We start from the raw sequence: 23,933 nt of genomic DNA, 5'->3' as shown, positions 1-23,933 counted from the left end.
CCAGGAGGCAGCAGTGCCGGCTCAGCAGTTCCCCGTCAGCGAGATCGTCGCGGCCCAGCGGCCCGTCCGCAGGGACGCGGCCCGCAACTACGACGCGCTGCTGGCCGCCGCGCGCGAGGCGTTCGCCGAGCACGGCTCCGAGGCGTCCCTGGAGGACATCGCCCGGCGCGCGGGCGTCGGCATCGGCACGCTGTACCGGAACTTCCCGACCCGCCGGGCACTGTTCGAGAGCGTGTACGCGGACGAGGTCAACGCGCTGTGCCGGTCGGCCGTGGAATTCGCCGGCCTGGATCCGTGGGAGGCGCTCACCGCCTGGCTCGAACGGTTCGCGGGCTACATGGTCACCAAGCGGGCGGTGCGCGAGGCGCTGGAGGACGGGTCGGAGATCTTCCAGGCCTGCCGTGACTCGATGTACGCGGCGGGCGGCCCGCTGTTCGAACGGGCCCAGCGAGCCGGGGCGGCCCGCCCGGACATGGACTTCGGCGATCTGCTGCGGATGGTCGCCGGGATCACCGCGACGGCCTTCGTGGACGACGCCCAGCGCGACCGCGTCCTGGCCATCGCCCTGGACGGGGTGCGCGCCGGTCGCTGACCGGGCCGGACGGGGTGCGCGCCGGTCGCCGACGGGAGGGTCAGCCGGACAGCGGGTACTGCGGGGCGAGCAGGTCCGCGATCCGCTCGGTGATCGTCTGGGCGGTGTTCCCTTCGGGGGCGTCCGGGCCCACCGTCGTGGACACCGCGATGGACAGCCGCTGGTGCGGCTCGTACGCCATCACGGCCGCGTAGCCGAAGAAGGACGGGTTCTGCACCACCCAGCCGTTCTTGACGACGACACCGATGCCGAAGTGGAAGTCCTCCGTCATGGGCAGGCAGACCGTGGCGGGGCAGTTCGCGGTGGGGTGTCCGAGGCCGACCGTGCCCGGGTCCAGCTGGATGTCGAAGGAGTGCTTCGAGAGAAGTTCGCCCGAGCCGATGCCCTGCCCGGAGCGGGCCAGGTCGCAGATGTCCTGGGTCAGGATGGCCCCCGGGGCGGTGGTCCAGGAGGGGTTGAAGTAGGTGGACTCCTCGTAGGTGCCGCGTTCGTCGTCATAGGCGTGCAGCACGGGCGGCGGGATGAGCGCGTTGTCGTTGCTGCGGGTGTTGCGCAGCTTGAGGGGCTTCATGACACGCTGCCGCAGGAGACGGTCGAGCGGGGTGCCGGAGATCTTCTCCAGGGCGCGGCCGAGGAGGACGAAGTTGGCGTGCGAGTAGCTCCAGTTGGTGCCCGGCCGGTACCACAGGGGGTGGCTGAGGGAGATCCCGACGAGTTCCTTGGGGGTCCAGTGCTGCCAGGGGTCGGCGTAGAGCTTCTTCAGGAACACCGGGTCGGTGACGTAGTCGTGCAGGCCCGACGTGGAGTCGCCGAGCATCCGCAGGGTGATCTTGTCGCCGTGCGGCAGGTTCGGCAGCCAGCGGGAGACCGGGTCGTCGAGGCGCGCCTTGTGTTCCTGGACGAGCTGGAGCAGCACCGTGCCCATGAAGGCGATGCCGACCGAGCCGGTCCGGAAGTGCATGGCGGGCGTGGCGGGCACATCCGTGAGGGACTCGCCGTCCGCGCCGGTGACGAGCTCACGCCCGTCGACCGTGACCTTGACCAGGGCGGCCTTGAGACCGAGTTCCTTGCGGGCGGCGCGGACGAGGGCGAGGACCCTGCGCGCCTGGCCCCGCGGTTTCGCGGTGGCGGCGCAGGCCCGGCCCTGGTGATCGGGGACGGCGGTGGCGGCCGCGGCCGCCGTCTGGAGGGTGGAGGCGAGGAGAGCGGCGGCGCACAGCAGCGCCGTACGGGTACGCGTCATACGGGCACTATGGGCTGATTGTCACATCGGTCACGGGGTCAACACTCCGTACGCCGTCACCCCGGACCCGTACGGCCCTCGGCACACCTCCCCCGACCCGACCGGTTAACCCGGCCGGTTGAGGCGCCCGGTCGACCCGGCCGGTTGAGGCGACCGCCCGGACAGGCCCTGCTCGATCGTGCCGTCGCCGGACTCGTCGCGGGCCGGCTCTCCGGCGCCGACGCGGCGAAGCCGAAGCCCTTCCGCACCGATACGCGGGCCATCGGTGTCGACCGATGTCTTCAACTCTTCGGCGGACAGGGCTACATGCTGGAGTACCCGATCGCCCGGCTGTACGCGGACGAAACGCAGCACCCGCATCCGGGCCGGGACGGGCGAGGTCATGAAGGCGGCCATCGCCAAGCCCCTGGGGCTGCGAGCCGGGGCACGCGGCGGCGGGGCACGGAGACAGGGCACGCAGACCGGGAGGACGGTGAGGCATGGAGGACTTCTCCGGCAGGCCGGGGGTGGCGTTCGTCGCGGGTGGCACGGGCGGCATCGGTGCGGCGGTCGTACGGACACTGGCGGCACGCGGCAGCGCGGTGGTGTTCACCTACCGGGCCCGGCGGGAGGCGGCCGAGGCCCTCGCCGACGAGACGAAGGGGCTCGCGCCGCTCCCCCTGGACCTGACCGACGAGACGGCGACGGCCCGGGCGGTGACCGCGACCGCCGAGGCGCACGGCGGCATCCACACGCTCGTGTACGCCGCCGGTCCGCATGTGCCGATGCGACATCTGAGCCGGGTGACGCCGGGCGAGTACCGGGCCCAACTCGATGCGGACGCGGGGGCGTTCTTCAATCTCGCCCATCCGGCGCTGCCCGTGCTGCGCCGGAGCCGGGGCAGCATCGTCGCGGTCACGACCGTCGCCACCCGGCGCTTCCCGGTACGCGACGGGCTGTCCTCGGGGGCGAAGGGAGCGGTCGAGGCGGTCGCCCGCGCCCTGGCCGCCGAGGAGGGGCGCTACGGGGTCCGCGTCAACTGCGTCGCGCCCGGCATGCTCACCGACGGCATCGCGGGCCGGCTGATCGCGTCGGGCGAACTGGACGACGAGGCGCTCGCGGTCACCCGGCGGAACATCCCGCTGCGCCGGTTCGGGGAGGCGACGGACATCGCGGAGGCCGTGTCCTTCCTCGCCTCGGACCGGGCGGGGTTCATCACGGGCCAGGCCCTGGGGGTGGACGGGGGCTACAGCGTGTGAAGCGCCCGGCCTCGCCGAGAGGGCGGAGGGGGCGGAGGGCGGGTGACCACGCAGTCAAGCCGGTCGACGACCTCCCGAAGACCGGCTCGACTCCGCAGTCGTTCCAGTCTTCGGGGCGGTCCGGTCCGCGTCAAGGCCCGTCTCACAGGTCGACTCGGGCACCGCCGTCCGCACAAGCCTTTCCCGGTCACTCCGGGAGCGACACACAGAATTTTCCCCGCCACCCGGCCGACGCCGGGAATGTGCGTGTCGATTCGGACAAGCGGTCCAGAGGAACCCATTTCCTGCGTTCGTTCATGTTTCTACAGTGTGAGTGGAGGGTGAACGAGGCCGGGCACGAAAGGAATTCATCCGATTTCCTACGCCCTGGCCCTCCGCCCATGACTGACCGAATCATTGCGGCTGGATACCGTCCGATCGTTCGAACGTTGACCAGTGAGTAATAAGCGCACTACCTTTCAACGCGTTTCGAGCACGCGCTTTAGAACGGCGTTCCGCGGTGGACCCCTGCCCGCGGGAATCCGGTGAGCCGCCATTGCTGTCCCGAACCCCCCACCGTGCAGTCTCACCCTTGATTCGGAGAATCATGACGTCTGCTGTGCGTTCCGAGGACATGATCATCGGCATCACTCCTTTCGGCGAACCCGATGCCGGGCTCGCCCTGGCGATCAACCGGGCCGGCGGGCTCGGCGTACTCGACCTGGGATCCGGTGACCGAAGAACCCGCGAGGCCCTGTCCCGCCTGCGCCGCGCCTCCCCGGGCGCCTTCGGGGTCCGGGTCGGCGCACACTGCCGGCTCACCCCCGCCGACCTGGAACCCGACGGCCCGCACACGGTGATCCTGACCGCGGAGGCCGCACAGGCCCGTAAGGCCTACCAGACCGCGGACACCGCGAAGACCGCGGACACCGCGAAGACCGCGCGGACCCCGGAGACCGACAGCGCGCCCTGGCCGATCGCCGGCCTCAGCGCCCGCTACCGCGTGCTGGTCGAGGTCACCGACCTGGCGGGCGCGCTGGACGCGTTACGCGCCGGGGCGCATGGCCTGATCGCCCGCGGCGCCGAGAGCGGTGGCCGTGTCGGCGAGCTGAGCACCTTCGTCCTGCTCCAGCAGCTCCTCGCCGCACCCGAGGTGGCCGCCCCGGTGTGGGCGTGCGGCGGCATCGGCCCGCGCACGGCCGCCGCCGCGGTGGCAGGCGGTGCGGCAGGCGTCGTCCTGGACAGCCAGCTCGCCCTGCTCGCCGAGTCCGCGCTGCCCGAACCCGCCGCCGCGGCGCTGCGCACCCTGGACGGCTCGGAGACCGTCGTCCTCGCCGGACACCGGGTCCTGCTGCGGCGCGGCCCCGACGCACCGCGGATCCCGCAGGACGCGGGACCGCAGGCGGTGGCGGCGCTGCTGGGCGCGCAGGATCCGCGCGGACAGCTGCTCCCGGTGGGCCAGGACGGCTTCCTCGCCGCGCGGTTCGCCGAACGCTGGGGTGACGTGCGGCGGACCCTGCGGGCGGTGCGGGACGCGATCCTGGACGCCGTACGCGACGACACGGCCGGACGGGCCCTGCGGGCCGGGTCGCCGATGAGCCGGGCGCTCGGCACCCGGCTCCCCCTCGCCCAGGGGCCGATGACCAGGGTGAGCGACGGGGCCCCGTTCGCCGCGGCGGTGGCGGCCGACGGCGCACTGCCCTTCCTCGCCCTGGCGTTGGCGGACGGCGCGCGGACGCGGGCCATGCTCGCCGAGACCCGGGAGGCGGTGGCCGGCCGGCCCTGGGGCGTGGGTGTGCTCGGCTTCGCGCCGGAGGACGTGCGCGCCGCACAGCTGGAGGCCGTACGGGAGCTGCGGCCGACGCACGCGATCATCGCGGGCGGCCGGCCGTCACAGGCACAGGCACTGGAGCGGGACGGCATCCGGACCTTCCTGCACGTGCCGTCGCCGGGGCTGCTGCGGCAGTTCCTGGAGGCCGGGGCCCGCCGGTTCGTGTTCGAGGGCTCGGAGTGCGGCGGACACGTCGGACCGCGCGCGAGTTTCGCGCTCTGGGAGGCGCAACTGGCGGTCCTGGAGGACTGGTCCCGGGGCCACCGGGCCGAGGACGTCGAGGTGTTCTTCGCGGGCGGAGTCCACGACGAGCGGTCGGCGGCGATGGTCGCCGCGCTCGCCGCGCCGCTGACCGCGCGCGGAGCGGCCGTCGGCGTGCTGATGGGCACCGCGTACCTGTTCACCGAAGAGGCCGTGTCCCGCGGTGCGATCCGGCCGCTCTTCCAGCGACAGGTCATGGCCGCCGAGCGCACCACGCTCCTGGAGTCGGCGCCGGGACACGCCACCCGGTGCGTGCCGAGCCCGTTCGCCGCCGGCTACCGCGACGAGGAGGCCCGGCTGCGGGCCGAGGGCGCCGGGGACCGGCAGATCTGGGAGTCCCTGGAGCGGCTCAACGTCGGCCGGCTGCGCCTCGCGAGCAAGGGCGTGACCCGGGACACCGACGGCTCGCTCACCCCCGTCGACGAGCAACGCCAGCTCGACGAGGGGATGTTCATGGCCGGGGCGGTGGCCGTGCTGCGCTCGGCGACCACCACGGTCGCCGCGCTGCACGAGTCGGTGACCACCGGCGCGATCGAGCATCTCACCCGGCGGGCAGCCGAGTTGGGCCGGGAGGAGACCGTGCGGGAGCCGGCCGCCCCGGCCCCGCTCGACATCGCCGTCGTCGGCATGGCGTGCATGTTCCCGCAGGCACCCGACCTGCCCACCTTCTGGGCGAACGTGGTCGGGGGCGTGGACGCGGTGGGCGAGGTCCCGGCCGACCGCTGGGACCCGGCCGTCCACCACGGCGAGTCCACCCCGTCCAAGTGGGGCGGCTTCCTGCCCCGCATCCCCTTCGACCCCCTGCGGTACGGCATCCCGCCCACGTCGCTCGGCAGCGTCGAGCCGGTGCAGCTGCTGTCCCTGGAGGCGGCCCGGCGCGCCCTGGAGGACGCCGGATACGGCGAAGGGGGAAGGGAGTTCGACCGCTCCCGCACCTCGGTGGTGTTCGGCGCGGAGGCCGGCAGCGACCTGTCGAACGCGGCCACGCTGAGGGCGGTCCTGCCCTCCTACTACGGCAGCGTCCCGGCGGGCCTGGACGACCAGCTGCCGCAGCTCACCGAGGACTCCTTCCCCGGCATGCTCGCCAACGTCATCTCCGGACGGATCGCCAACCGGCTCGACCTCGGCGGCGCGAACTACACCGTCGACGCGGCCTGCGCCTCCTCGCTGGCCGCCGTGGACGTCGCCTGCAAGGAACTCGTGGGCGGCACCTCCGACGTGGTGCTCTGCGGCGGCGCCGACCTGCACAACGGCATCAACGACTACGTCCTCTTCTCCTCCGTGCACGCCCTGTCCCCGACCGGCCGCTCCCGCGCCTTCGACGGTTCGGCGGACGGCATCGCCCTCGGCGAGGGCGTGGCCTGCGTCGTCCTGAAGCGGCTCGCGGACGCCGAACGCGACGGCGACCGGATCTACGGTGTCATCAAGGGCCTCGGCTCCTCCAGCGACGGCCGCTCGCTCGGACTCACGGCGCCCAGGCCCGAGGGCCAGCGCTCGGCCCTGGAACGCGCCTACCGCAACGCGGGCGTCTCCCCGGCCGACGTCGGTCTCCTCGAGGCGCACGGCACCGGAACGGTGGTGGGCGACCGCACCGAACTGCGCATCCTCAGCGAGGTGTTCGGCGAGGCCGGGGCGGAGCCGGGCGGCTGTGCGATCGGCTCGGTGAAGTCGCAGATCGGGCACACCAAGTGCGCCGCCGGACTCGCCGGGCTGATCAAGACACTGCTCGCCCTGCACACCGGCGTCCGGCCGCCCACACTGCACGTCGAGGCCCCCAACGCGGCCTGGGAACGGGAGAGCAGCCCCTTCGCCTTCCACGCACGGGCCCGGCCCTGGGCGGCGCCCGCCGAGGAACGCGTCGCCGGGGTCAGCGCGTTCGGCTTCGGTGGCACCAACTTCCATGTGGTGCTGAGTGCCTACGCCGGCGGCGTGCCGCCGGTACGGGGCGCGGACGCCTGGCCGGCCGAACTGTTCGTCTTCCGAGGACGGGACGCCGCCGCGGCCGGCCGTGCGGTGGACGAACTCCTCAGGCTCGCGCAGGCGGAGGGCCGGCCGTGGCGGCTGCGGGACCTGGCGCTCGGCGCCGCCCGGCGGTCGGACGCGAGCGGTGATCCGGCGCAGGTCGCGGTCGTGGCGACGGACGTGGACGACCTGGTCGGCAAGTTGCGACGGGTGTCGGCCGATCCGGCCGAGCACGACCCGGCACGCGGGATCCACCGGGCCGGACCGGAAGACCCCCAGGACGACCCCGCGGACTCCAAGGTCGCCTTCCTCTTCCCCGGCCAGGGCAGCCAGCGCACCGGCATGCTCGCAGACCTGTTCGTCACCTTCCCCGAGCTGCGGCCCTACCTGGAACTCGGCCGCGCCCACGCCGACGCCCTGTACCCGCCGGCCGCCTTCGACGACGCGGAACGCGACCGTCAGCAGGCCGCGCTGACCGACACCCGGGTGGCACAGCCGGCCCTCGGCGTCGCCGGACTCGCCGCGCACGCCGTGCTCACCGCGGCCGGGATACGGCCGGACATGGCCGCCGGACACAGCTACGGCGAGCTGGTCGCCCTCTGCGCGGCCGGCGCCCTGAGCCCCGAGACCCTGCTGGACCTCAGCGCGGAACGCGCGACGGCGATCCTCGAAGCCGCCGGGTCCGCCGGGTCCGCCGGTGGCGATCCTGGCACCATGGCCGCAGTCGCGGCCGGTGCCGACAAGGTGGCGCGGGCCCTGGAGGCGGTGCGGGCACCGGACTCCGTGGTCGTCGCCAACCGCAACTCGCCCGAGCAGACCGTGATCTCGGGCCCCTCGGACGCCGTCGCCGACACCGTACGGCTGCTGCGCGAGGCCGGTATCGGGGCCAAGCGGATCCCCGTGGCCTGCGCGTTCCACAGCCCGCTGGTCGCCGGTGCCGCGGGCCGCTTCGCCGAGGCACTGGCGGTCCGGCCGGTGCACGCGCCCGAGTTCCCGGTCTGGTCCAACCGCACGGCCGCGCCGTATCCCGCCGACGCGGACGGGGTACGGACCGAACTCGCCGCCCAGATCGGCGCCCCGGTCGCCTTCGCCGAGCAGATCGAGGCGATGTACGCGGCGGGCGCGCGGGTCTTCGTCGAGGCCGGTCCCGGGTCGGTGCTGACCCGGCTGGTCGGGCAGATCCTCGGCGACCGTCCGCACCGCACGGTGGCCTGCGAGCCCCGCCCCGGCAGCGGTCTGCACGGCTGGCTCGACGCGCTGGCCCGGCTCGCCGTCGCGGGCCTGCCGGTACGCGCCGGGTGGCTGCTGCGCGGCCGGGACGCGATCGACGCGATACGGACCCCCGTGCCGAAGCGGCCCGGCTGGACGGTCGACGGACAGCTGGTCCGTACCGCCGCCGGCGCTCTCCTCCCCGGTGCGCTCGCACCGGCCCGACGAGTCGTGGAACCCCTCGAGAGGACCGTGGCGACTGTGACGACGAACCCCCCGCACGGCGTCCCGTCCGACCGGGACGCGCTCGTCTCCGAATTCCTGCGCACCAGCCGGGAGATGATCGCCGCCCAACGGGACGTGCTGCTCACCTACTTCGGGGCCACCGCGGGCGCGCCGCCCGCAGCGCCCGTGGCGGGGGTGCCGCAGGTGATCCAGGCGGTGCCCGAACTCCCCACGCCACAGCCGGCGGTGGCCGCCGCCACGGCGGAACCGGCCGAGGACTGCGCGCCGCCCCGGGACACCGGGCCCGTCGATGTCCAGCAGGTCGTCCTGGAGATCATCAGCGAGCGCACCGGCTACCCCGTCGACATGATCGAGCCCGACCTCGACCTCGAGGCCGACCTCAGCATCGACTCCATCAAGCGGGCGGAGATCGCGGGCGAGCTGGCCCGGCGTCTGGGTGCAGGCGCGGGCGCGGACCTCGCATCGATGGACGACGACGAGCTGGAGGAGCTCGCGAAGGCGCGGACGGCCGCCGCGGTGACCGACTGGCTGACCGCCAGGCTGGGCGGACCGGCCGCCCCCGCGCCCACCGCCGAGCCCGACACGGCGGTGGCGGGAGCGGTGGCGGTACCCGTCACGGAGCCCGGAACGCCTGGGCAGGCCCCACCGGAGGTGACCGGCGAGCCGCCCCGCAGGCATGTGCTGCGGCCGGTCCTGCTCGACGCCGGCGCCGACGCCTCGGCCACCCCCTCCGCGGTCCCCTCCGCCACGCTCTCCGGAACCCGTTGGATCCTCCTGGGGGAAGCACCGGAGGCGGTGGCCCGGCTGGTGTCCCACGGCGCCGACGTCGACGTACGGGCCCGGGACCACGTCCTGACCGAGGCGGACGGGCCGGTCGACGGCGTGCTGTACCTCGGAGCCCTGGACGGCGCCGGCGACGGTCCCGTACTGCCGGACGCCTTCCCCGTCCTGAAGGCCGCCCTGGCACGCGGCCCGCGCTGGCTGCTGGCCGTGCGGACCGCCGACGGCGGGACACCCGATCCGCGCACCGCCGGGCTGCGCGGTCTGTTCCGGACGGTGGCACGTGAGTATCCGGAGCTGGTCGCCCGGGTCGTCGACATCTGCGACGCCTCGCCGTCCGCCGTCGCGGACGCCGTGGTCGCGGAGGCGGTCGCGCCGGACCGCACCCCGGTCGTCCTGCGGACGGCGGCCGGACGGCACGGCTTCGAGCTGGTGGAGGCGCCGCTCGGCACGCTCGGCAGCACGGGCGCCGGACCGGCCGGGGACGGAGCCGCCGAGGCGGCGGCGCTCGGACTGGACCGGGACTCGGTGGTCCTGCTCGCGGGCGGGGCGCGGGGCATCACCGCGCAGTTCGCCGCCACGCTCGCCCGTGCCGCCCGGTGCCGTCTGGAGCTGCTCGGCCGGACCCCCGCGCCGGACGGCCCCGAGGCCGCGGACACCGCGGCCGCCCGCACCCCGGCCGAGCTGCGGGCCGCACTCGCCGCGCGCGGCGGCATGAAGCCGACGGAGATCAACCGTGCCGCCGAACTCCTGCTGGCCCAGCGGGAGATCACCGCCACCCTCGCCGAACTCACGGCGCTCGGCGGCCGGGCACGCTACCGCTGCGTCGACTTCCGGGAGCCCGGGGCGGTGCTCCAGGCGGTGAAGGAGATCCACGCCGAGCACGGCCGGCTGGACGGCGTGGTGCACGCGGCCGGGGTGATCGAGGACCGGCTCGTCGCGGAGAAGAGCGCCGAGTCCTTCCAGCGTGTCTACGGCACCAAGGCGACCGGCGCGGACGCCCTGCTCACCGCCCTGGAGGAACTCCCCGCCGCACCCGCGTTCACCGTGCTGTTCGGCTCGATCTCGGCCGTCCTCGGCAACCGGGGCCAGGTGGACTACGCGGCCGCCAACGACGCGCTGGAGACCCTCGGCGCGGCCTTCGCCGCCCGTACCGGGCACCGCGCGGTGACCGTGCACTGGGGGCCGTGGGCGCCCGCCGCCGGGCACGCGGGCATGGTCGGGGTGGAGCTGGCCCGGGAGTACGCCCGGCGCGGTATCCGGCTGATCGATCCGGAGGAGGGCACCGCGGCGCTGCTGCGGGAGCTGGCCTGGGGCGAGGAGTCCGCCACGGCCGTCGTCCACACCGCCTCGGGCTGGTGACGGCGGCCGTGGCTGCACGTCACCGGCCCGTCGCCATCGTCGGCATGGCGGTCCTGCTGCCGGGCGCCGCCGACCTGGACGCGTACTGGCGGAACCTGCGGGACGGCGTGGACGCGATCGGCGAGGTGCCCGAGGGGCGGTGGGACGCCGAGTTCTACCGTCCCGGAAGCGCCTCCGAACCGGCCGTCGCGGACCGGGTGTACGCGCGGCGGGGCGGGTTCGTGGACGGGCTGGCGGAGGTGGAGGTGACCCGGTTCGGGATCATGCCCCACTCGGTGGCCGGGACCGAGCCGGACCAGCTGATCGCCCTGCATGTGGCCTCGGCCGCCCTGGACGACGCGGGCGGCCCCGAGCGGCTCCCCGACCGAGGGCGCGTCGGCGTCGTCCTCGGCCGGGGCGGCTACCTCGGTCCCGGCCTGGTCCGGCTCGACCAACGGGTCCGGACGGCCGGCCAACTCGTGCGTACGCTCGGCGAGTTGCTGCCCGACCTGACCTCCGACCAACTCGGCCGCGTACGGGCGGCGTTCACCGAACGGCTCGGTCCGGACAGTCCCGAGTCGGCGATCGGTCTGGTGCCCAATCTCGCCGCCTCCCGGATCGCCAACCGGCTGGACCTGCGCGGTCCGGCGTACACCGTGGACGCGGCCTGCGCGTCCTCGCTGGTCGCCGTGGACCAGGCGGTGGCCGAACTCGGCTCCGGGCGCTGCGACCTGATGCTCGCGGGAGGCGTCCACCACTGCCACGACATCACGCTGTGGAGCGTCTTCTCCCAGCTCCGCGCCCTCTCCCCCAGCCAGCGCAGCCGCCCCTTCCACCGGGACGCCGACGGCCTCCTGATCGGCGAGGGGACGGGCGTCGTCGTCCTCAAGCGGCTGGCCGACGCCGAGCGCGACGGCGACCGGATCTACGCGGTGATCCGGGGCACCGGGGTGGCCAGTGACGGCCGGGCCGCGGGGCTGGTCAACCCCGATCCGGGCGGTCAGGCGCTGGCCGTCCGGCAGGCGTGGCGGGCCGCCGGGCTCGACCCGGCCGAGCCCGGTTCGGTCGGTCTGCTGGAGGCGCACGGCACCGCGACCCCGGCGGGCGACACGGCCGAACTGACAACCCTCTGCGAGGTGTTCGGACCCGGCGACGGTGAAGCGGTGCTGGGTTCGGTCAAGTCGATGATCGGGCACACCATGCCCGCCGCCGGGGTGGCCGGCCTCGTCAAGGCCGCACTCGCCGTGCATCACGGCATGCTGCTCCCGACGCTGCACTGCGACGACCCGCACCCCGCCCTGGCCCGCACCCGGTTCCGCACCCTGGAGAAGGCGGCCGACTGGGAGACCACGGAGCGGCAGCCCGTGCGCCGGGCCGCGGTCAACGCGTTCGGGTTCGGCGGGATCAACGCGCACGTGGTGCTGGAGGAGGCACCCGGGGCCGGCGGATCGCGCGCGACCGCCCCGCCCCGTCCGGTCCTGGCGGTCACCGAACCCGAGCAGGTCCTGCTGCTCGCCGCCGGCTCCCCCGCGCGTCTCGCCGCCCTCCTGGACGCCGACGACCACACCGTACGGGCCGCCGGACTCGCCCCCTCGCATCCGCACCCGGACGCGGGACCGGCCCGCCTCGGCATCGTCGACCCGACCGCGAAGCGGCTCGCCCTGGCCCGCCGCGCGGTCGGCAAGCGGCGCGCCTGGCACGGCCGCAGTGACGTCTGGTTCCGGCCGAGCCCCCTGCTGGGCGCCGACCGGGGCGGGCCCGCGTTCCTGTTCCCCGGTCTGGAGGGCGACTTCACTCCGCAGGTCGACGACGTGGCCGCCCACTTCGCTCTGCCCGCCCTGTCCGTCGCCGGGGACCGGACCGGTGACGTGGGCCGCCACGGATTCGGTGTGGTCGCCGTCGGCCGGCTGCTCGACGCCGCGCTGCGGCGCAGCGGGATCGTGCCGGCCGCGGTCGCCGGGCACAGCGTGGGCGAGTGGACGGCGATGGCGACGGCCGGGCTGTACTCCGGGGACGAGGTCGACGCGTTCATGGCGGACTTCGACCCCGACTCGGTGTCGGTTCCGGGGCTGGCCTTCGGGGCGATCGGCGCGTCCGCCGAGCGGGTCCTGGCCGCCCTGCGGGACGGCGGCCGGGCCACGGCGGGCCTGGTGCTCTCCCACGACAACGCGCCCGGCCAGTCGATGGTGTGCGGACCGCAAGCGGCGGTGGAGGAGTTCGTCCGGGCCTTCCGCGCCCAGGGTGTCCTCAGCCAGGTGCTGCCGTTCCGGTCGGGCTTCCACACTCCGATGCTGGAACCGCATCTCGGCCCGATCGAGGAGGCCGCCGACCGGTTCCGGCTGTATCCGCCGCACACCCCCCTCTGGTCGGGGACGACCGCCGCGCCCTTCCCCGAGGACGAGGCGGGGATACGGTCCCTGTTCGTCCGCCATCTGCTGGAACCCGTCCGCTTCCGGCAGCTGACCGAGGCGCTGTACGCGGCCGGACACCAGGTGTACGTCCAGGTCGGCCCGGGTCAGCTCGGCTCCCTCGTCGGGGACACCCTGGGCGGCCGGGACCACCTGGTCGTCGCCGCCAACTCCCCCCACCGTACGGGCCTCGCCCAGCTCCGCCGGGTGGCCACCGCGCTGTGGACGGCGGGAGCGGCGGTGGCGCCCTCCCTCGGGCCCTCGCCGGCCCCGTCCCTCACGCTCTCCCCGGCGCCCGGCGCGACCGCGCGGGCGGCACGGCCGCCGGTGCGGCTGGATCTGGGCGGCGCCCTCGTGTCCCTCGCGCCGCAGCGGCTCACCGCGCTGCGGGCCGAGCTGCGCGCCCCGGTCCGTGCGGCGGGCCCCGTCGGTCCGTCGCCGCTGGACGCCCTGGCCGGGGGTTCGGCGATGGCCGCCGAACTGTCCGCCCTGCTCCACGAGACGGCGGACACGGCGGCCGCCCTCATGACCGCGAGGGCCGGCGCTCCCGCGGCCGCGCGGCGGACCGGCCCGTGGCACACCGTCGTCCACGTCTCCCCCGGCGCCATGCCCTACCTGCTGGACCACTGCTTCTTCCCGCAGCGGCCCGGCTGGCCCGAGGTGGCCGACCGGTGGCCGGTCGTCCCGGCGACGACGATCGTGCAGCACATCGTGGACGCGGCGGCGGACGCGGCCGGGGACTCGGCCCCCGGCCCGGTGCCGGTCGCCGTGCACGGCGCGCGGTTCGAGGAGTGGCTCACCGCCACCCCGGCCGTCGACGTGCCGGTGACCGTGACCCCCGAAGGCCCCGGCCGGCTGGCCGTGTCCTTCGGCCCCCGGGCCCGCGCCACCGTCGAACTGGCCGCCGCCCACCCACCGCCGCCCGCCCCGTGGCCCACCGGCCCCGGCGTCGAGCGCACCCCGGACCACACCGCCGCCCAGCTCTACGACGAGCGCTGGATGTTCCACGGCCCGGCGTTCCAGGGCGTCACCGAACTCGGCGCGATCGGCGACCGCCACGTACGCGGGGTGATCACCACCCCGTCCGCGCCCGGCGCGCTGCTGGACAACGTCGGCCAGCTCCTCGGCTACTGGATCATGGCGACCCGCACCGAGCGGACCGTCGTGTTCCCGGTCGGGATGCGGGAGATGCGCTTCCACGGCCCGCATCCGGCGCCGGGTACCGAGGTGGGGTGCCTGGTGCGGATCACCTCGCTCACCGACGCCTTCCTGGAGGCCGACGTCCAGCTGACGGTCGGGGGCACGGTGTGGGCCGAGTTGTACGGCTGGCAGGACCGCCGGTTCGACAACGACCCGAAGACCCGGCCCGTCGAGCGCTTCCCGGAGCGCCACACACTGTCCGAGACCCGTCCGGGCGGCTGGCAGCTGCTGCACGAGCGGTGGCCGGACCTGGCGTCCCGTGAGCTCATCATGCGCAACTCCCTCGGCGGAGAGGAGCGTTCGCAGTACGCGGAGCACGCGCCGCGCGGGCGCCGGCAGTGGCTGCTGGGCCGGATCGCCGTGAAGGACGCGGTACGGCAGTGGCTGTGGGACCAGGGCGAGGGCCCGGTCTTCCCGGCCGAGCTGCGGGTGCGCAACGACGAATCCGGACGGCCGTACGTCACCGGCGTACACGGACGCGTCCTGCCCGCGCTGGACGTCTCGCTGGCCCACTGCGCGGAGGCGGGCGTCGCGATCGTCCGGCCGCACACACCGGGCCCCGGCCCGGGGATCGACATCGAGGAGGTCACCGACCGCACCCCGCAGACCCTCGCCGCCGCCCTCGGCGAGGACGAACTACGGCTGCTGCGAGCCCTGTCGGCCGGCTCCGGCGGCTCCGAGGCCCTGTGGTTCACCCGCTTCTGGGCGGCGAAGGAGGCCGTCGCCAAGGCGGAGGGCACCGGATTCGACGGCAGGCCGCGGGACTTCACGGTGCTCGACGCGACACCGGCCGGCGACCGGCTGACCGTCGCGGGCCGCCTCGAACGCGCCTATCCCGTGCACTGCGCACCGGCCGCCAACCCGCCCCGGCTGCCCGACCGTTCGTACGTGGTGGCCTGGACGACGGGACACCCGACCGCGAAGGAGCACGACGCCCGATGACACCCCCCACTCCCCGCACCCCCGTCACCGCCGACGAGAAGTCCGTCCTGGCCGATCTCACCGGCATGCTCACGCAACTCCTGCAGGACGAGTACGGCCTCGACGACATCGAGATCGACCTGCAGACCACCTTCAACCGGGACCTGGAGCTGGAGAGCATCGACCTCGTCACCCTGGCCGGCCTGCTCCAGGAGCGGTACGGCGACCGGGTCAACTTCGCCGAGTTCCTGGCCGGCATGGAGTTCGACGAGATCATCGAACTGACCGTCGGACGGCTCGTCGAGTACGTCGTGACGAGTCTGAGGGCCGCGGAGGCGAGCTGAGCCATGGCGATGGTCGACACCGGCTCCGTCCGGTTGCACGTACAGCGGATCGGCCCCCGGCAGGGCCGGCCGGCCACCGCCACCGTGGTCCTGGTGCACGGCCTGCTGACCGACAGCCTGGCCAGCTACTACTTCACCGTCGCCCCGGCGTTCGCGGCCACCGGCCTCGACGTCGTCATGTACGACCTGCGGGGCCACGGCCGCAGCGGGCGCCCCGCCGCGGGCTACACGCTGGACGACAACATCGACGACCTGGAGGCGCTGCTCGACCGGCTCGGGGTGACCGCTGCGGTGCACCTGGTCGGCAACTCCTACGGCGGCACGATCGCGTTCGGCTACGCGGCCCGTCACCCCGAGCGGGCGGCGAGCGTCAGCCTCGTCGAGTCCGAACCGGCCACCGCCGCCTGGGCGGTGAAGCTCGGCGGGATCCTGGACCGGGTCATGAACCAGCTCGCCCACCACGAGTCCGACGCGATCGCCTGGATCACCGCGAACCGCGGCCACAACACGGCCCGCCTGGCCAAGGGCGCGGCCCGGCTTGCCCGGGAGACCTCCCTGGGACGGGACATCCCGGCCAGCCGGGTACTGACGGTTGATCAGATATCGGCGGTGCGCTGCCCGGTGCTCGGCCTGTACGGCGCCGACTCCGATCTGGCCGAACTGGCGCCCTGGCTGCGGGCGGTGCTGCCGGACTGCCGCACCGTGGTGATCCCGGGGCATGAGCACTCGGTCCTCGTGGAGGCCTCGGGGACGGTCGGCGGGCACATCCTGTCCCTCGTCGACGAGGCCGGGCGGGTGGCGGCGGAGGCGACGGGATGAGCCGGTTCCTGTTCGTCGTGCCGCCGTTGGTGGGTCACGTCAACCCGGCCGTCGGCGTCGCCGCCGAACTCACCGCACGCGGCCACCGGGTGGCGTGGGTCTGCGCCGATCCGGAGCTGGTCGGCCGGCTGGCGGGCCCCGGGGCCGGGGCGGTGTTCGCCTGCGGCGGGGCACCGCCCGGAGAGCGGCCCGCCGACCTGCGCGGTCCGCAGGCGCTGAAGTTCCTGTGGGAGTGGTACCTGCTGCCGCTCGCCGAGGCGATGGCGCCGGGTGTGCGGGCGGCCGCCGAGGCGTTCCGGCCGGACGTCGTCGTCGCCGACCAGCAGGCCTTCGCCGGCGCGCTGGTCGCGGAGCGGCTGGGCCTGCCGTGGGCGACCTCGGCGACCACCTCGGCCGAGTTCACGGATCCCCTCGCCGGGCTGCCCAAGGTCGGGGAGTGGCTCGACCGGCGGCTGGCCGCCCTGCGGTCCGCGATCGGCGATCCGGCGGGCGACGCCGACCCCCGCTTCTCGCCGCATCTCGTCCTGGCCTTCAGCACACCGGAGTTGGCGGGCGAAGCGCGCGGGGAGGTGCACTGGGTGGGCCCGTCGGTCACGGCCCGGCCGTCCGCCGCCGGATTTCCCTGGGAGTGGCTCGACGGCGGCCGCGCCACCGTGCTGGTCACGCTCGGCACCGCGAACACCGACGTCGGGGTCCGGTTCCTCGAGGTCTGCCGGGAGGTGCTGCGGGAGCGGGCCGACCGGGTGCAGGGCGTGATCGTCGACCCGGGCGGCACGCTGGAGCCGCGGGGTGACGACAAGGACGTGCTGATCCTGCCGTCGATACCTCAACTCGCCCTGCTGGAAAGGCTGGAGAGGGGCGTCGGCGCGGTGGTCTGCCATGCCGGGCACAACAGCGTGTGCGAGGCCCTGTGGCACGGGGTCCCCCTGGTCGTGGCGCCGATCCGCGACGACCAGCCCGTGGTGGCCGGGCAGGTCACCGACGCGGGAGCCGGGGTGCGGGTGCGGTTCGGCCGGGTCACCGCGCGGCAGCTGGGCGCGGCGGTCGACTCCGTGCTGGACGAACCCGGATACCGCGCCGCCGCCGGCCGGATCCGAACGGCGTTCCGCGCCGCGGGCGGTTCGTCCGCGGCCGCGGCCCATCTCGAAGACCTGGCGAGGGAGTTCAGATGAGCGAAGAGAGCAAGCCCGCCGAGCGGATCGCCGAGGCACGTCCCGCCTACCGGGCGGACATCGCCGCCGGCCTGGACCGCTTCTTCGAGCCCCGCCGCACCAGCTGCCCGTGGTGCGGTTCGGCGGCGCTGACCACGCGGCTGCGCACCACCGACCTGCTCCAGCACAAGCCGGGCCGCTTCGTCCTGGATAGCTGCGAGGGCTGCGGGCACACCTTCCAGAACCCGCGGCTGAGCCCCGAAGGACTGGAGTTCTACTACCGGGACTTCTACGACGGGCTGGGTGAGAAGAAGCTCGGGGACACCTTCGGGGGCCGGACGAAGATGTACCGGGGGCGGGCCGGGTCGATGCTGGCGCACGACCCCGCGCCGAAGACGTGGCTGGACGTCGGCACCGGGCACGGTCACTTCTGCGCGGCCGCCCGGGATGTGCTGCCCGGGACGACGTTCGACGGGCTGGACTTCACCGACGGCGTCGAACTCGCCGAGCGGGAGGGCCGGGTGGAGCACGGCTACCGGGGCGCGTTCCCCGAGCTGGCACCCGAACTCACCGCCCGTTACGACGTGGTGAGCATGTTCCACTACCTGGAGCACAGCACCGACCCCGACCGCGAACTGCGCGCCGCGCACGAGACGGTGCGCCCCGGCGGCCATCTCCTCATCGAGGTGCCGGACCCCGAGAGCCGCTACGCGCGGCTGCTGGGCCGCTGGTGGCTGCCCTGGCTCCAGCCGCAGCACCTGCACTTCGTGCCGGTGGCCAATCTGCGGGAACGGCTCACGCGGCTGGGCTTCACGGTGGTGGCGGAGCAGCACACCGAGCCGCACGACCCGGTAGACCTGCTGGCCGCCGTATGGCTGGCGCTGGACCACGCGGCGCCGCGCGACGACGCGCCGTGGCTGCCCGAGCCGCCGGGCGCGCTGCGCCGCACGCTGCGCGGGGCGCTGCTGGTCGCCGGGATCCCGGCGCTGATCGTGGGCACCCTGCTCGACCGGTTCGCGGTGCGTCCTGTCTCGCACCGGCTCGGCGTCTCCAACGCGTACCGGATCGTGGCCCGGCGCGACTGACGGACCGGTGCGCTCGCGGGTCCCGCCGTGCTAGCTTCGCCCCGTTCTCTTCAACAGGAATCCTGATGATCGACGGCACGGCTCGACGAACGGAACGCGCATGTCCCTCCTGGCCAGACCGGCGGTGGCCGCCCTCGCCGCCAAGACATTGCAGGGCCTCACCGGGCTGGCGAGCCGCCGCTCCGGCGGGCCTGGCTCCACCGCCGTGGGGCAGGCCCGTTTCCCGGAGCACCCCCGCGCGGTGCGTGAGCTGACGGTGCCGAGCTCCGTCGCCCCGGCGCAGGTCACGGTGTACGCGCCCCCGGCCGGGACGGCGACGCCCGCGCCCGTCCACGTCAACTTCCACGGTGGCGGCTATGTCGTGTCGATGCCGGAACTCGACGACGGGCTCTGCCGGTGGCTGGCCGCCGAAGCGGGGGTGGTCGTGGTCAACGTGAAGTACGTCGTCGCCCCGCAGCACCCGTTCCCGGCCCCGCCGACGCAGGCCTTCGAGGTGGTGCGCTGGGTCGCCGAGCAGGGCGCCGAGCACGGCTGGGACGGCGGGCGGCTCACCGTGGGCGGACAGAGCGCGGGCGGCGGACTCGCGGCGGCCGTGGCCCGCCAGGCCCTGGAACAGGGCGGACCCGCGATCGCCCTCCAGGTGCTGCACTACCCGCCGCTGGACCTCGCGACCAGCGCGAAGGAGAAGAAGGCGGCGGTCGCCAAGCCCATGCTGCGGCCCTGGATGGCCGAGATCTTCGACACCTCGTACGTGCCGGATCCGCGCGAGCGCGCCCACCGGCTCGTCTCGCCCGCCCACGCCTCCGACACCGCCGACCTGACGGGCATCGCCCCGGCGCTGGTCATCACGGCCGAGTACGACCTGCTCAGGAACGAGGCGGTGCGGTACGCGGAGCGGCTGCGCGCGGCCGGTGCCCTCGTCGAGCACCATGACCTCGCCGGGGCCGACCACGGCTACGACACCAAGGACGACGAACGGGCCCGGACCACCTACGCACTGATCGCCCGTCATCTTCGACAGGCGACCGACGCGGGTGGTTCACCGGCCTCTTGAGGCCACGAGGGGACGGGGGAGGGCGGGAGGGGCCGGGAGGGGCCGGGAGGGCGCGTCCGCCGCACCGGACGCCGCCCGGGTGGTCCGAAGGCGTCCTCCGCCGCACCGGCATGCCCGGCCAACGGCCCCTGCCGCGTCGTCGCCTCGGGCGGCCCCGGCCCCTAGCCGGCGGCCTCCGGCAGGGCGACGCCCAGCTTCTCGGCACGCTCGGTCAGGTCGCGCCACACCTTGGGCGCCACCGGGACGCCCTTCTCCCCGCGGCCGGCGGCCACGGCGGCACTGCGCTCGCCCGGGTAGAACACGCCCTGCGCGCCGTCCGCGGCCGGCAGAGCCTTGAGCGTGTCCAGCGTGGCGTCCACGGACTCGGTGAAGCCGTCCGCGCCCCCGAAGGCGGCCGGGTCGACGGCGATGAGCAGGGCGTTCTGGCGGTGCTTGCGGCCGGCCGGGTCGTCCGAGTGGAACGACGCGAAGATCGGCGCCCCCACGAGCACGCTGGTCAGCAGCTCGAAGGCGAGGGACATGCCGGAGCCCTTCGCCCCGCCGAGCGGGAGCGGCATGACCGCCTTCTCCGGATCGGTGGTGGGGGTGCCGTCCTCGGTGGCCGCCGCGCCTTCCGGCAGCGGGGCGCCGGACGCCTTGGCCTGGCGGATCCTGCCGAGCGCGATGGTGGCCGTCGCCATGTCCAGGAGCAGCGGCGCGTGCGCCGACGAGGAGTCGGTGGGGACGGCGATCGCGAGCGGGCTGGTGGCGACCGCCGCTCCCCTGACGCCGGTGTAGCCCATGTTCGGCATCCCGGCGACGAAGCCGATGCCGACCAGGCCCTGCTCGGCGATCTTCGACACGTAGTAGCCGATCGCGCCGGTGTGCACCGTGCGGCGTACGCCCACCGCGGCGATGCCGGTCGTCCGCGCCCTGGTCACGGCCTCGTCGGCCGCCGCGCTGAGGGCCACCGGGCCGGGGGCGCGGTCGGCGTCCAGGACGGCCGCGGCCGCGGTGGTGGACTCGACCGTGATCCGGGCGTCGGCGTTGGCGACGCCCTTCTCCAGCAGGTCCAGGTAGGCGGGGACCCGGGCGATGCCGTGCGAGTCGACGCCGCGCAGCGCGGCCCAGACGAACACGTCGGCGGTGGTGCGGGCGTGTTCGGCGCTCAGACCGCCCTTCTCGAGGAGGGCCGCGGAGAAGGTGCGCAGGTCCTGCGCGGACACCAGGATCTTCGTGGGTGGGGTGGACATGGTGGCGGTGCCTCCTGGTTCAGCGGGTGACGAGGACGTCGACGACGGCGGTGGTGCCCTCCGCCACGGCCTTGAGGGCGCGCTCGAGGGCGGGCCCGAGCGCCTGTGAGGTGTCGACGGTCTCCGTGTGCATGCCGAACGGCTCGGCGAACCGGGCCAGTCGGGGCAGGCGGTGCAGGTCGGTGCCGAGCCACTCGCCGGTCTCGGCGGCCGCTCCGTCGGGATAGAACCTGCGGTGGTTGAGGTTCATCGACTTGTAGACGCGGTTGTTGAACACCACGATCAGCAGAGGTAGTTCGTACGTCTTGCTCGCGTCGTACGACGGGACGACCGGGTTGTAGGTGAAGGCGCCGTCGCCGATGGTGAGGACCACCGGCCTTTCCCCGGAGGCGAGTTTGACGCCGAGCGCGACCGCGATGCCCTGGCCGAGGCCGCCCTGCACGTAGAAGTACGAGTCGGGTTCGGCCGTGCGCAGGTGCCGTTTGACGACGCGGCTGTGCGTGATGGTCTCGTCGACGACGATGGCGTCCGCGCCGTCGAGCAGCTCGCGCAGCGTGGCGGCGACCAGCACCGGGTCGACGCCCTCGGTCCGCTGCCGCGCCCCGGCCCCGGCCCTGGTCTCGGCGTCGGCGACGGCGGCCCGCTCGGCGGCGTGCCGCTCGTCCTGGGCGGTGCGCCGTACGGCGACGGCGGCCTCGTCGAGATCCTTCGCCCGCTTGGCGAGCTGGCGCAGCGTGTTGGCGACGTTTCCCTCCAAGTACGCGTCGGCGAAAAGGACTTGGTAGACGACGTGCGGACGCTGCGGCACCTCGTCGATGACGACGACCTGTGCCTTGGAGGGACGGCGCGACGGCGGGTAGAACGGGGCCCGGCAGTTGACGAGGAGGATGAGGTCCGCCTCGTCCATCCACGGGCCGATGTCGCTGCCCGCGTGCAGCGGATGGGTGCGCGGGAAGTTGCCGCACACCGCCGAGTCCGGCTCGACGACCGGGATGTTCCAGGCCTCGGCGAAGGCGACGAGGGCCTCGAAGCCGCCCGCCTCACGGCCGGCGGTCTCGGTGACGACGACCGGGTTCCTCGCCTCGCGGAGCAGTTGGGCGACCGGGTCGACCTCCTCGGGCGAGCTGTGCGTGGAGCCCGGCGGCACGAGGGGCTTGGCCTCGCGGCCGTCCCAGTCCTCCAGCAGGATCTCCAGCGGGACGTTCAGGTAGGCCGGGCCCGCCGGGGCCCGCCAGGCGAGCTCGGCCGCCCGCGTGACCATGGTGGGCAGGGTGTGGACGCTGGCGGCCTCGGTGGACCACTTGGTGAACGGGGTCGCGACGCCGTGCGGGCCGCCCACGATGGACAGGTTCCGGTACCACTGGCCGCCCGGGTCCTGCCCGGGGCCGTCACCGTAGGTGGTCGACTCCGAGGAGCTGACCACCATCGGGACGCCGGCGAGCAGCGCCCCGTGGACGGCCATCGAGCCCTGGAGCAGGCCGGGGGCCGCGTGCAGCAGCACGCCCTGCGGCCGGCGGCTGACCAGGCCGTAGCCGGTGGCCATGCCCACGGCGACGGTCTCGTGGGTCAGGTCCAGGTACCGCGGGCAGGGCAGTCCGTCCCGGTGGCGCCGGGCGAGGGACTCCCATACCGGGGCCCACTCGGACCCGGACGAGCAGAACAGGTAGTCGGCGCCGACGGCGTTGAAGGCGGTGACGAGCGCGTCTCCGCCGTCGGCGCCCGGTGCGGTGGTGGTGTCGGTCATCTCGCGTGGTTCCTCAGCCCTCGATCGGCCAGTTCAGGACCTCGGAGATACCGCGGCCCATGATCCACTCCAGCTCCTCGGGCGTGAAGTCCCAGTGCTTGGTGAACTGCTCGATGGTGTCGGTGTAGGTGATGCCGTGGCCCAGCAGGCGGGTGATGTCGGTGCCGTAGAAGCAGCGCTGCGGGCCCATCTTGTCGACCATCTCGCGCACGTACTTCTGGATGTTGTTGTTCGGGAACGGCTGCGTCGAGTAGCCGGGCAGCGCGGACACCTTGACGTAGATGTTCGGGTGGGCCGCGAGGTCCGCGGTCTCGGCGACCCAGTATCCGATCGCGTCGTCGACGCAGCGGGCCATGATGCCCATGTGGTCGATGATGATCTTCAGCTCGGGGTGCCTGGCGGCGATCTCGCCGAGCTCACGCTTCCAGATCGGGGCGTGCACCATGGTGGGGATGCCGAGCTCCGCGGCGACGGGCCAGTACCAGTCGTTGGTGCCGTCGATCATCCAGTTGCGGTCCTGCGGCCGGTGGAAGGTCAGTCGTGTGCCCTTGATGTGCGGGTTCTGCGCGAAGTCCGTCAGCATGGCCTTGCCCTCTTCGGGCTTGTTCTGCGGGATGCGGGCCATGATGCCGAACCGGTCCGGGTGCGCCTCACAGGCTTCCAGGGCGTAGTCGATGCGGTCGCCCTCCCAGGACGGCGGCAGGATCAGCGCGCGGTTCACGCCGGCCTCGTCCATCAGCTCGAGGGCCTCCTCGTAGGAGAAGGGGTCCTCGCGGTGGCCGTTGAGGCGGATCCGCTCCCGGGCGCCCGGGACCCAGGGGCGGTCCGGGGTCTCTTCCAGCCAGATGTGGATCTGCGTGTCGACGACGAACATGTCCCGCACTTCCTTCTCTCGGTAGGGCACGTGGTGAGGCGTTGCGGAGGGAACGCTAGGGGGCCGCAACGGCCTTGCGGAGCCCCTGGGAGCGCAAGCTGTTGTTGCGTGAAAGTGCGCTGTTCGCGGGGCACTTTCAGGTTGCGCGAGCGGTCGCCGAAAGCGGTTTCCGTGCCGGTTGCGCAACCGGTGGACAGCCGGCTTCTCGCCCGGTTGCGCAACCGGTTTCTCCGCCTGTTGCGGCGGCCTGTTGCGCAACCGGTTTCCCGGACTGTTTCTCGGCCTGCACCGGCGACCTGTTGCGCAACCGGTTTCTTGACCTGCTTCTCAGCAGCCTGCGGCGGCGTGCTTCTCGGCCTGTCTCTGAGCCTGTCTCTGGGCCTGTCTCTCGGCCTGTCTCTCGGCCTGTCTCTCGGCCT

General features: G+C 74.0%; 14 protein-coding genes. 10 read left to right on the top strand and 4 right to left on the bottom strand.

What is annotated here, in order from left to right:
* Positions 1–13: 13 nt before the first annotated feature.
* Complete coding sequence (locus tag QQM72_RS06430) at positions 14–592, top strand: TetR/AcrR family transcriptional regulator (RefSeq protein ID WP_314219801.1); 579 nt, start codon at positions 14–16, stop codon at positions 590–592.
* A 40-nt stretch (positions 593–632) separates the two neighbouring features.
* On the opposite strand, the gene QQM72_RS06425 is transcribed toward QQM72_RS06430, so the two are convergent.
* Positions 633–1,835 (bottom strand): serine hydrolase domain-containing protein, encoded by a 1,203-nt coding sequence (locus QQM72_RS06425; protein ID WP_314219800.1) that lies wholly within the window; start codon positions 1,833–1,835, stop codon positions 633–635.
* A gap of 18 nt (positions 1,836–1,853) precedes the next feature.
* On the opposite strand from QQM72_RS06425, the gene QQM72_RS06420 reads away from it, so the two are divergent.
* The 9 genes from QQM72_RS06420 (at position 1,854) to QQM72_RS06380 (ending at position 19,664) form a co-directional block, all read left to right on the top strand.
* The gene (locus QQM72_RS06420; RefSeq protein ID WP_314219799.1) at positions 1,854–2,504 is read left to right on the top strand and encodes an acyl-CoA dehydrogenase family protein; all 651 of its coding nucleotides are present in this window, start codon (positions 1,854–1,856) and stop codon (positions 2,502–2,504) included.
* Positions 2,396–3,073: an SDR family NAD(P)-dependent oxidoreductase gene (locus QQM72_RS06415; protein ID WP_314220138.1), complete on the top strand. Its 678-nt coding sequence runs from the start codon at positions 2,396–2,398 to the stop codon at positions 3,071–3,073. The genes QQM72_RS06420 and QQM72_RS06415 overlap by 109 nt, the downstream gene beginning before the upstream one ends.
* A 586-nt stretch (positions 3,074–3,659) precedes the next feature.
* On the top strand, positions 3,660–10,703 hold the full coding sequence (locus tag QQM72_RS06410; RefSeq protein ID WP_314219798.1) for an SDR family oxidoreductase: 7,044 nt from the start codon (positions 3,660–3,662) through the stop codon (positions 10,701–10,703).
* A 44-nt stretch (positions 10,704–10,747) separates the two neighbouring features.
* Positions 10,748–15,232 (top strand): beta-ketoacyl synthase N-terminal-like domain-containing protein, encoded by a 4,485-nt coding sequence (locus QQM72_RS06405; protein ID WP_399076407.1) that lies wholly within the window; start codon positions 10,748–10,750, stop codon positions 15,230–15,232.
* Positions 15,229–15,555: an acyl carrier protein gene (locus QQM72_RS06400; RefSeq protein ID WP_314219796.1), complete on the top strand. Its 327-nt coding sequence runs from the start codon at positions 15,229–15,231 to the stop codon at positions 15,553–15,555. Before QQM72_RS06405 ends, QQM72_RS06400 begins: the two co-directional genes overlap by 4 nt.
* Before the next feature lie 3 nt (positions 15,556–15,558).
* The gene (locus QQM72_RS06395; protein ID WP_314219795.1) at positions 15,559–16,374 is read left to right on the top strand and encodes an alpha/beta fold hydrolase; all 816 of its coding nucleotides are present in this window, start codon (positions 15,559–15,561) and stop codon (positions 16,372–16,374) included.
* Positions 16,371–17,546: a glycosyltransferase gene (locus tag QQM72_RS06390; protein WP_314219794.1), complete on the top strand. Its 1,176-nt coding sequence runs from the start codon at positions 16,371–16,373 to the stop codon at positions 17,544–17,546. Before QQM72_RS06395 ends, QQM72_RS06390 begins: the two co-directional genes overlap by 4 nt.
* Positions 17,543–18,610 (top strand): class I SAM-dependent methyltransferase, encoded by a 1,068-nt coding sequence (locus tag QQM72_RS06385; RefSeq protein WP_314219793.1) that lies wholly within the window; start codon positions 17,543–17,545, stop codon positions 18,608–18,610. Before QQM72_RS06390 ends, QQM72_RS06385 begins: the two co-directional genes overlap by 4 nt.
* A 100-nt stretch (positions 18,611–18,710) precedes the next feature.
* Positions 18,711–19,664, top strand: coding sequence for an alpha/beta hydrolase fold domain-containing protein (locus tag QQM72_RS06380; RefSeq protein ID WP_314219792.1), 954 nt, complete (start codon positions 18,711–18,713; stop codon positions 19,662–19,664).
* 161 nt (positions 19,665–19,825) lie between these two features.
* On the opposite strand, the gene QQM72_RS06375 is transcribed toward QQM72_RS06380, so the two are convergent.
* Genes QQM72_RS06375 through QQM72_RS06365 form a run of 3 tightly spaced genes read right to left on the bottom strand, consistent with a single transcriptional unit; the run spans position 19,826 to position 23,514 of the window.
* Positions 19,826–20,896 carry an Ldh family oxidoreductase gene (locus QQM72_RS06375; RefSeq protein WP_314219791.1) on the bottom strand — a complete coding sequence of 357 codons (1,071 nt, stop codon included), beginning with the start codon at positions 20,894–20,896 and terminating at the stop codon, positions 19,826–19,828.
* Between the two features lie 19 nt (positions 20,897–20,915).
* Positions 20,916–22,640, bottom strand: coding sequence for a thiamine pyrophosphate-dependent enzyme (locus tag QQM72_RS06370; protein ID WP_314219790.1), 1,725 nt, complete (start codon positions 22,638–22,640; stop codon positions 20,916–20,918).
* A gap of 13 nt (positions 22,641–22,653) precedes the next feature.
* Positions 22,654–23,514, bottom strand: coding sequence for an amidohydrolase family protein (locus QQM72_RS06365; protein WP_314219789.1), 861 nt, complete (start codon positions 23,512–23,514; stop codon positions 22,654–22,656).
* Between the last annotated feature and the right edge of the window lie 419 nt (positions 23,515–23,933).

Origin of the sequence: Streptomyces zaehneri (assembly GCF_032248645.1) — a bacterium.
GTDB classification, from domain to species: Bacteria; Actinomycetota; Actinomycetes; order Streptomycetales; family Streptomycetaceae; genus Streptomyces; species Streptomyces coriariae.
The sequence above is the reverse complement of the archived record's forward strand: the minus strand, read 5'-3'. Positions and strand labels throughout refer to the sequence as shown.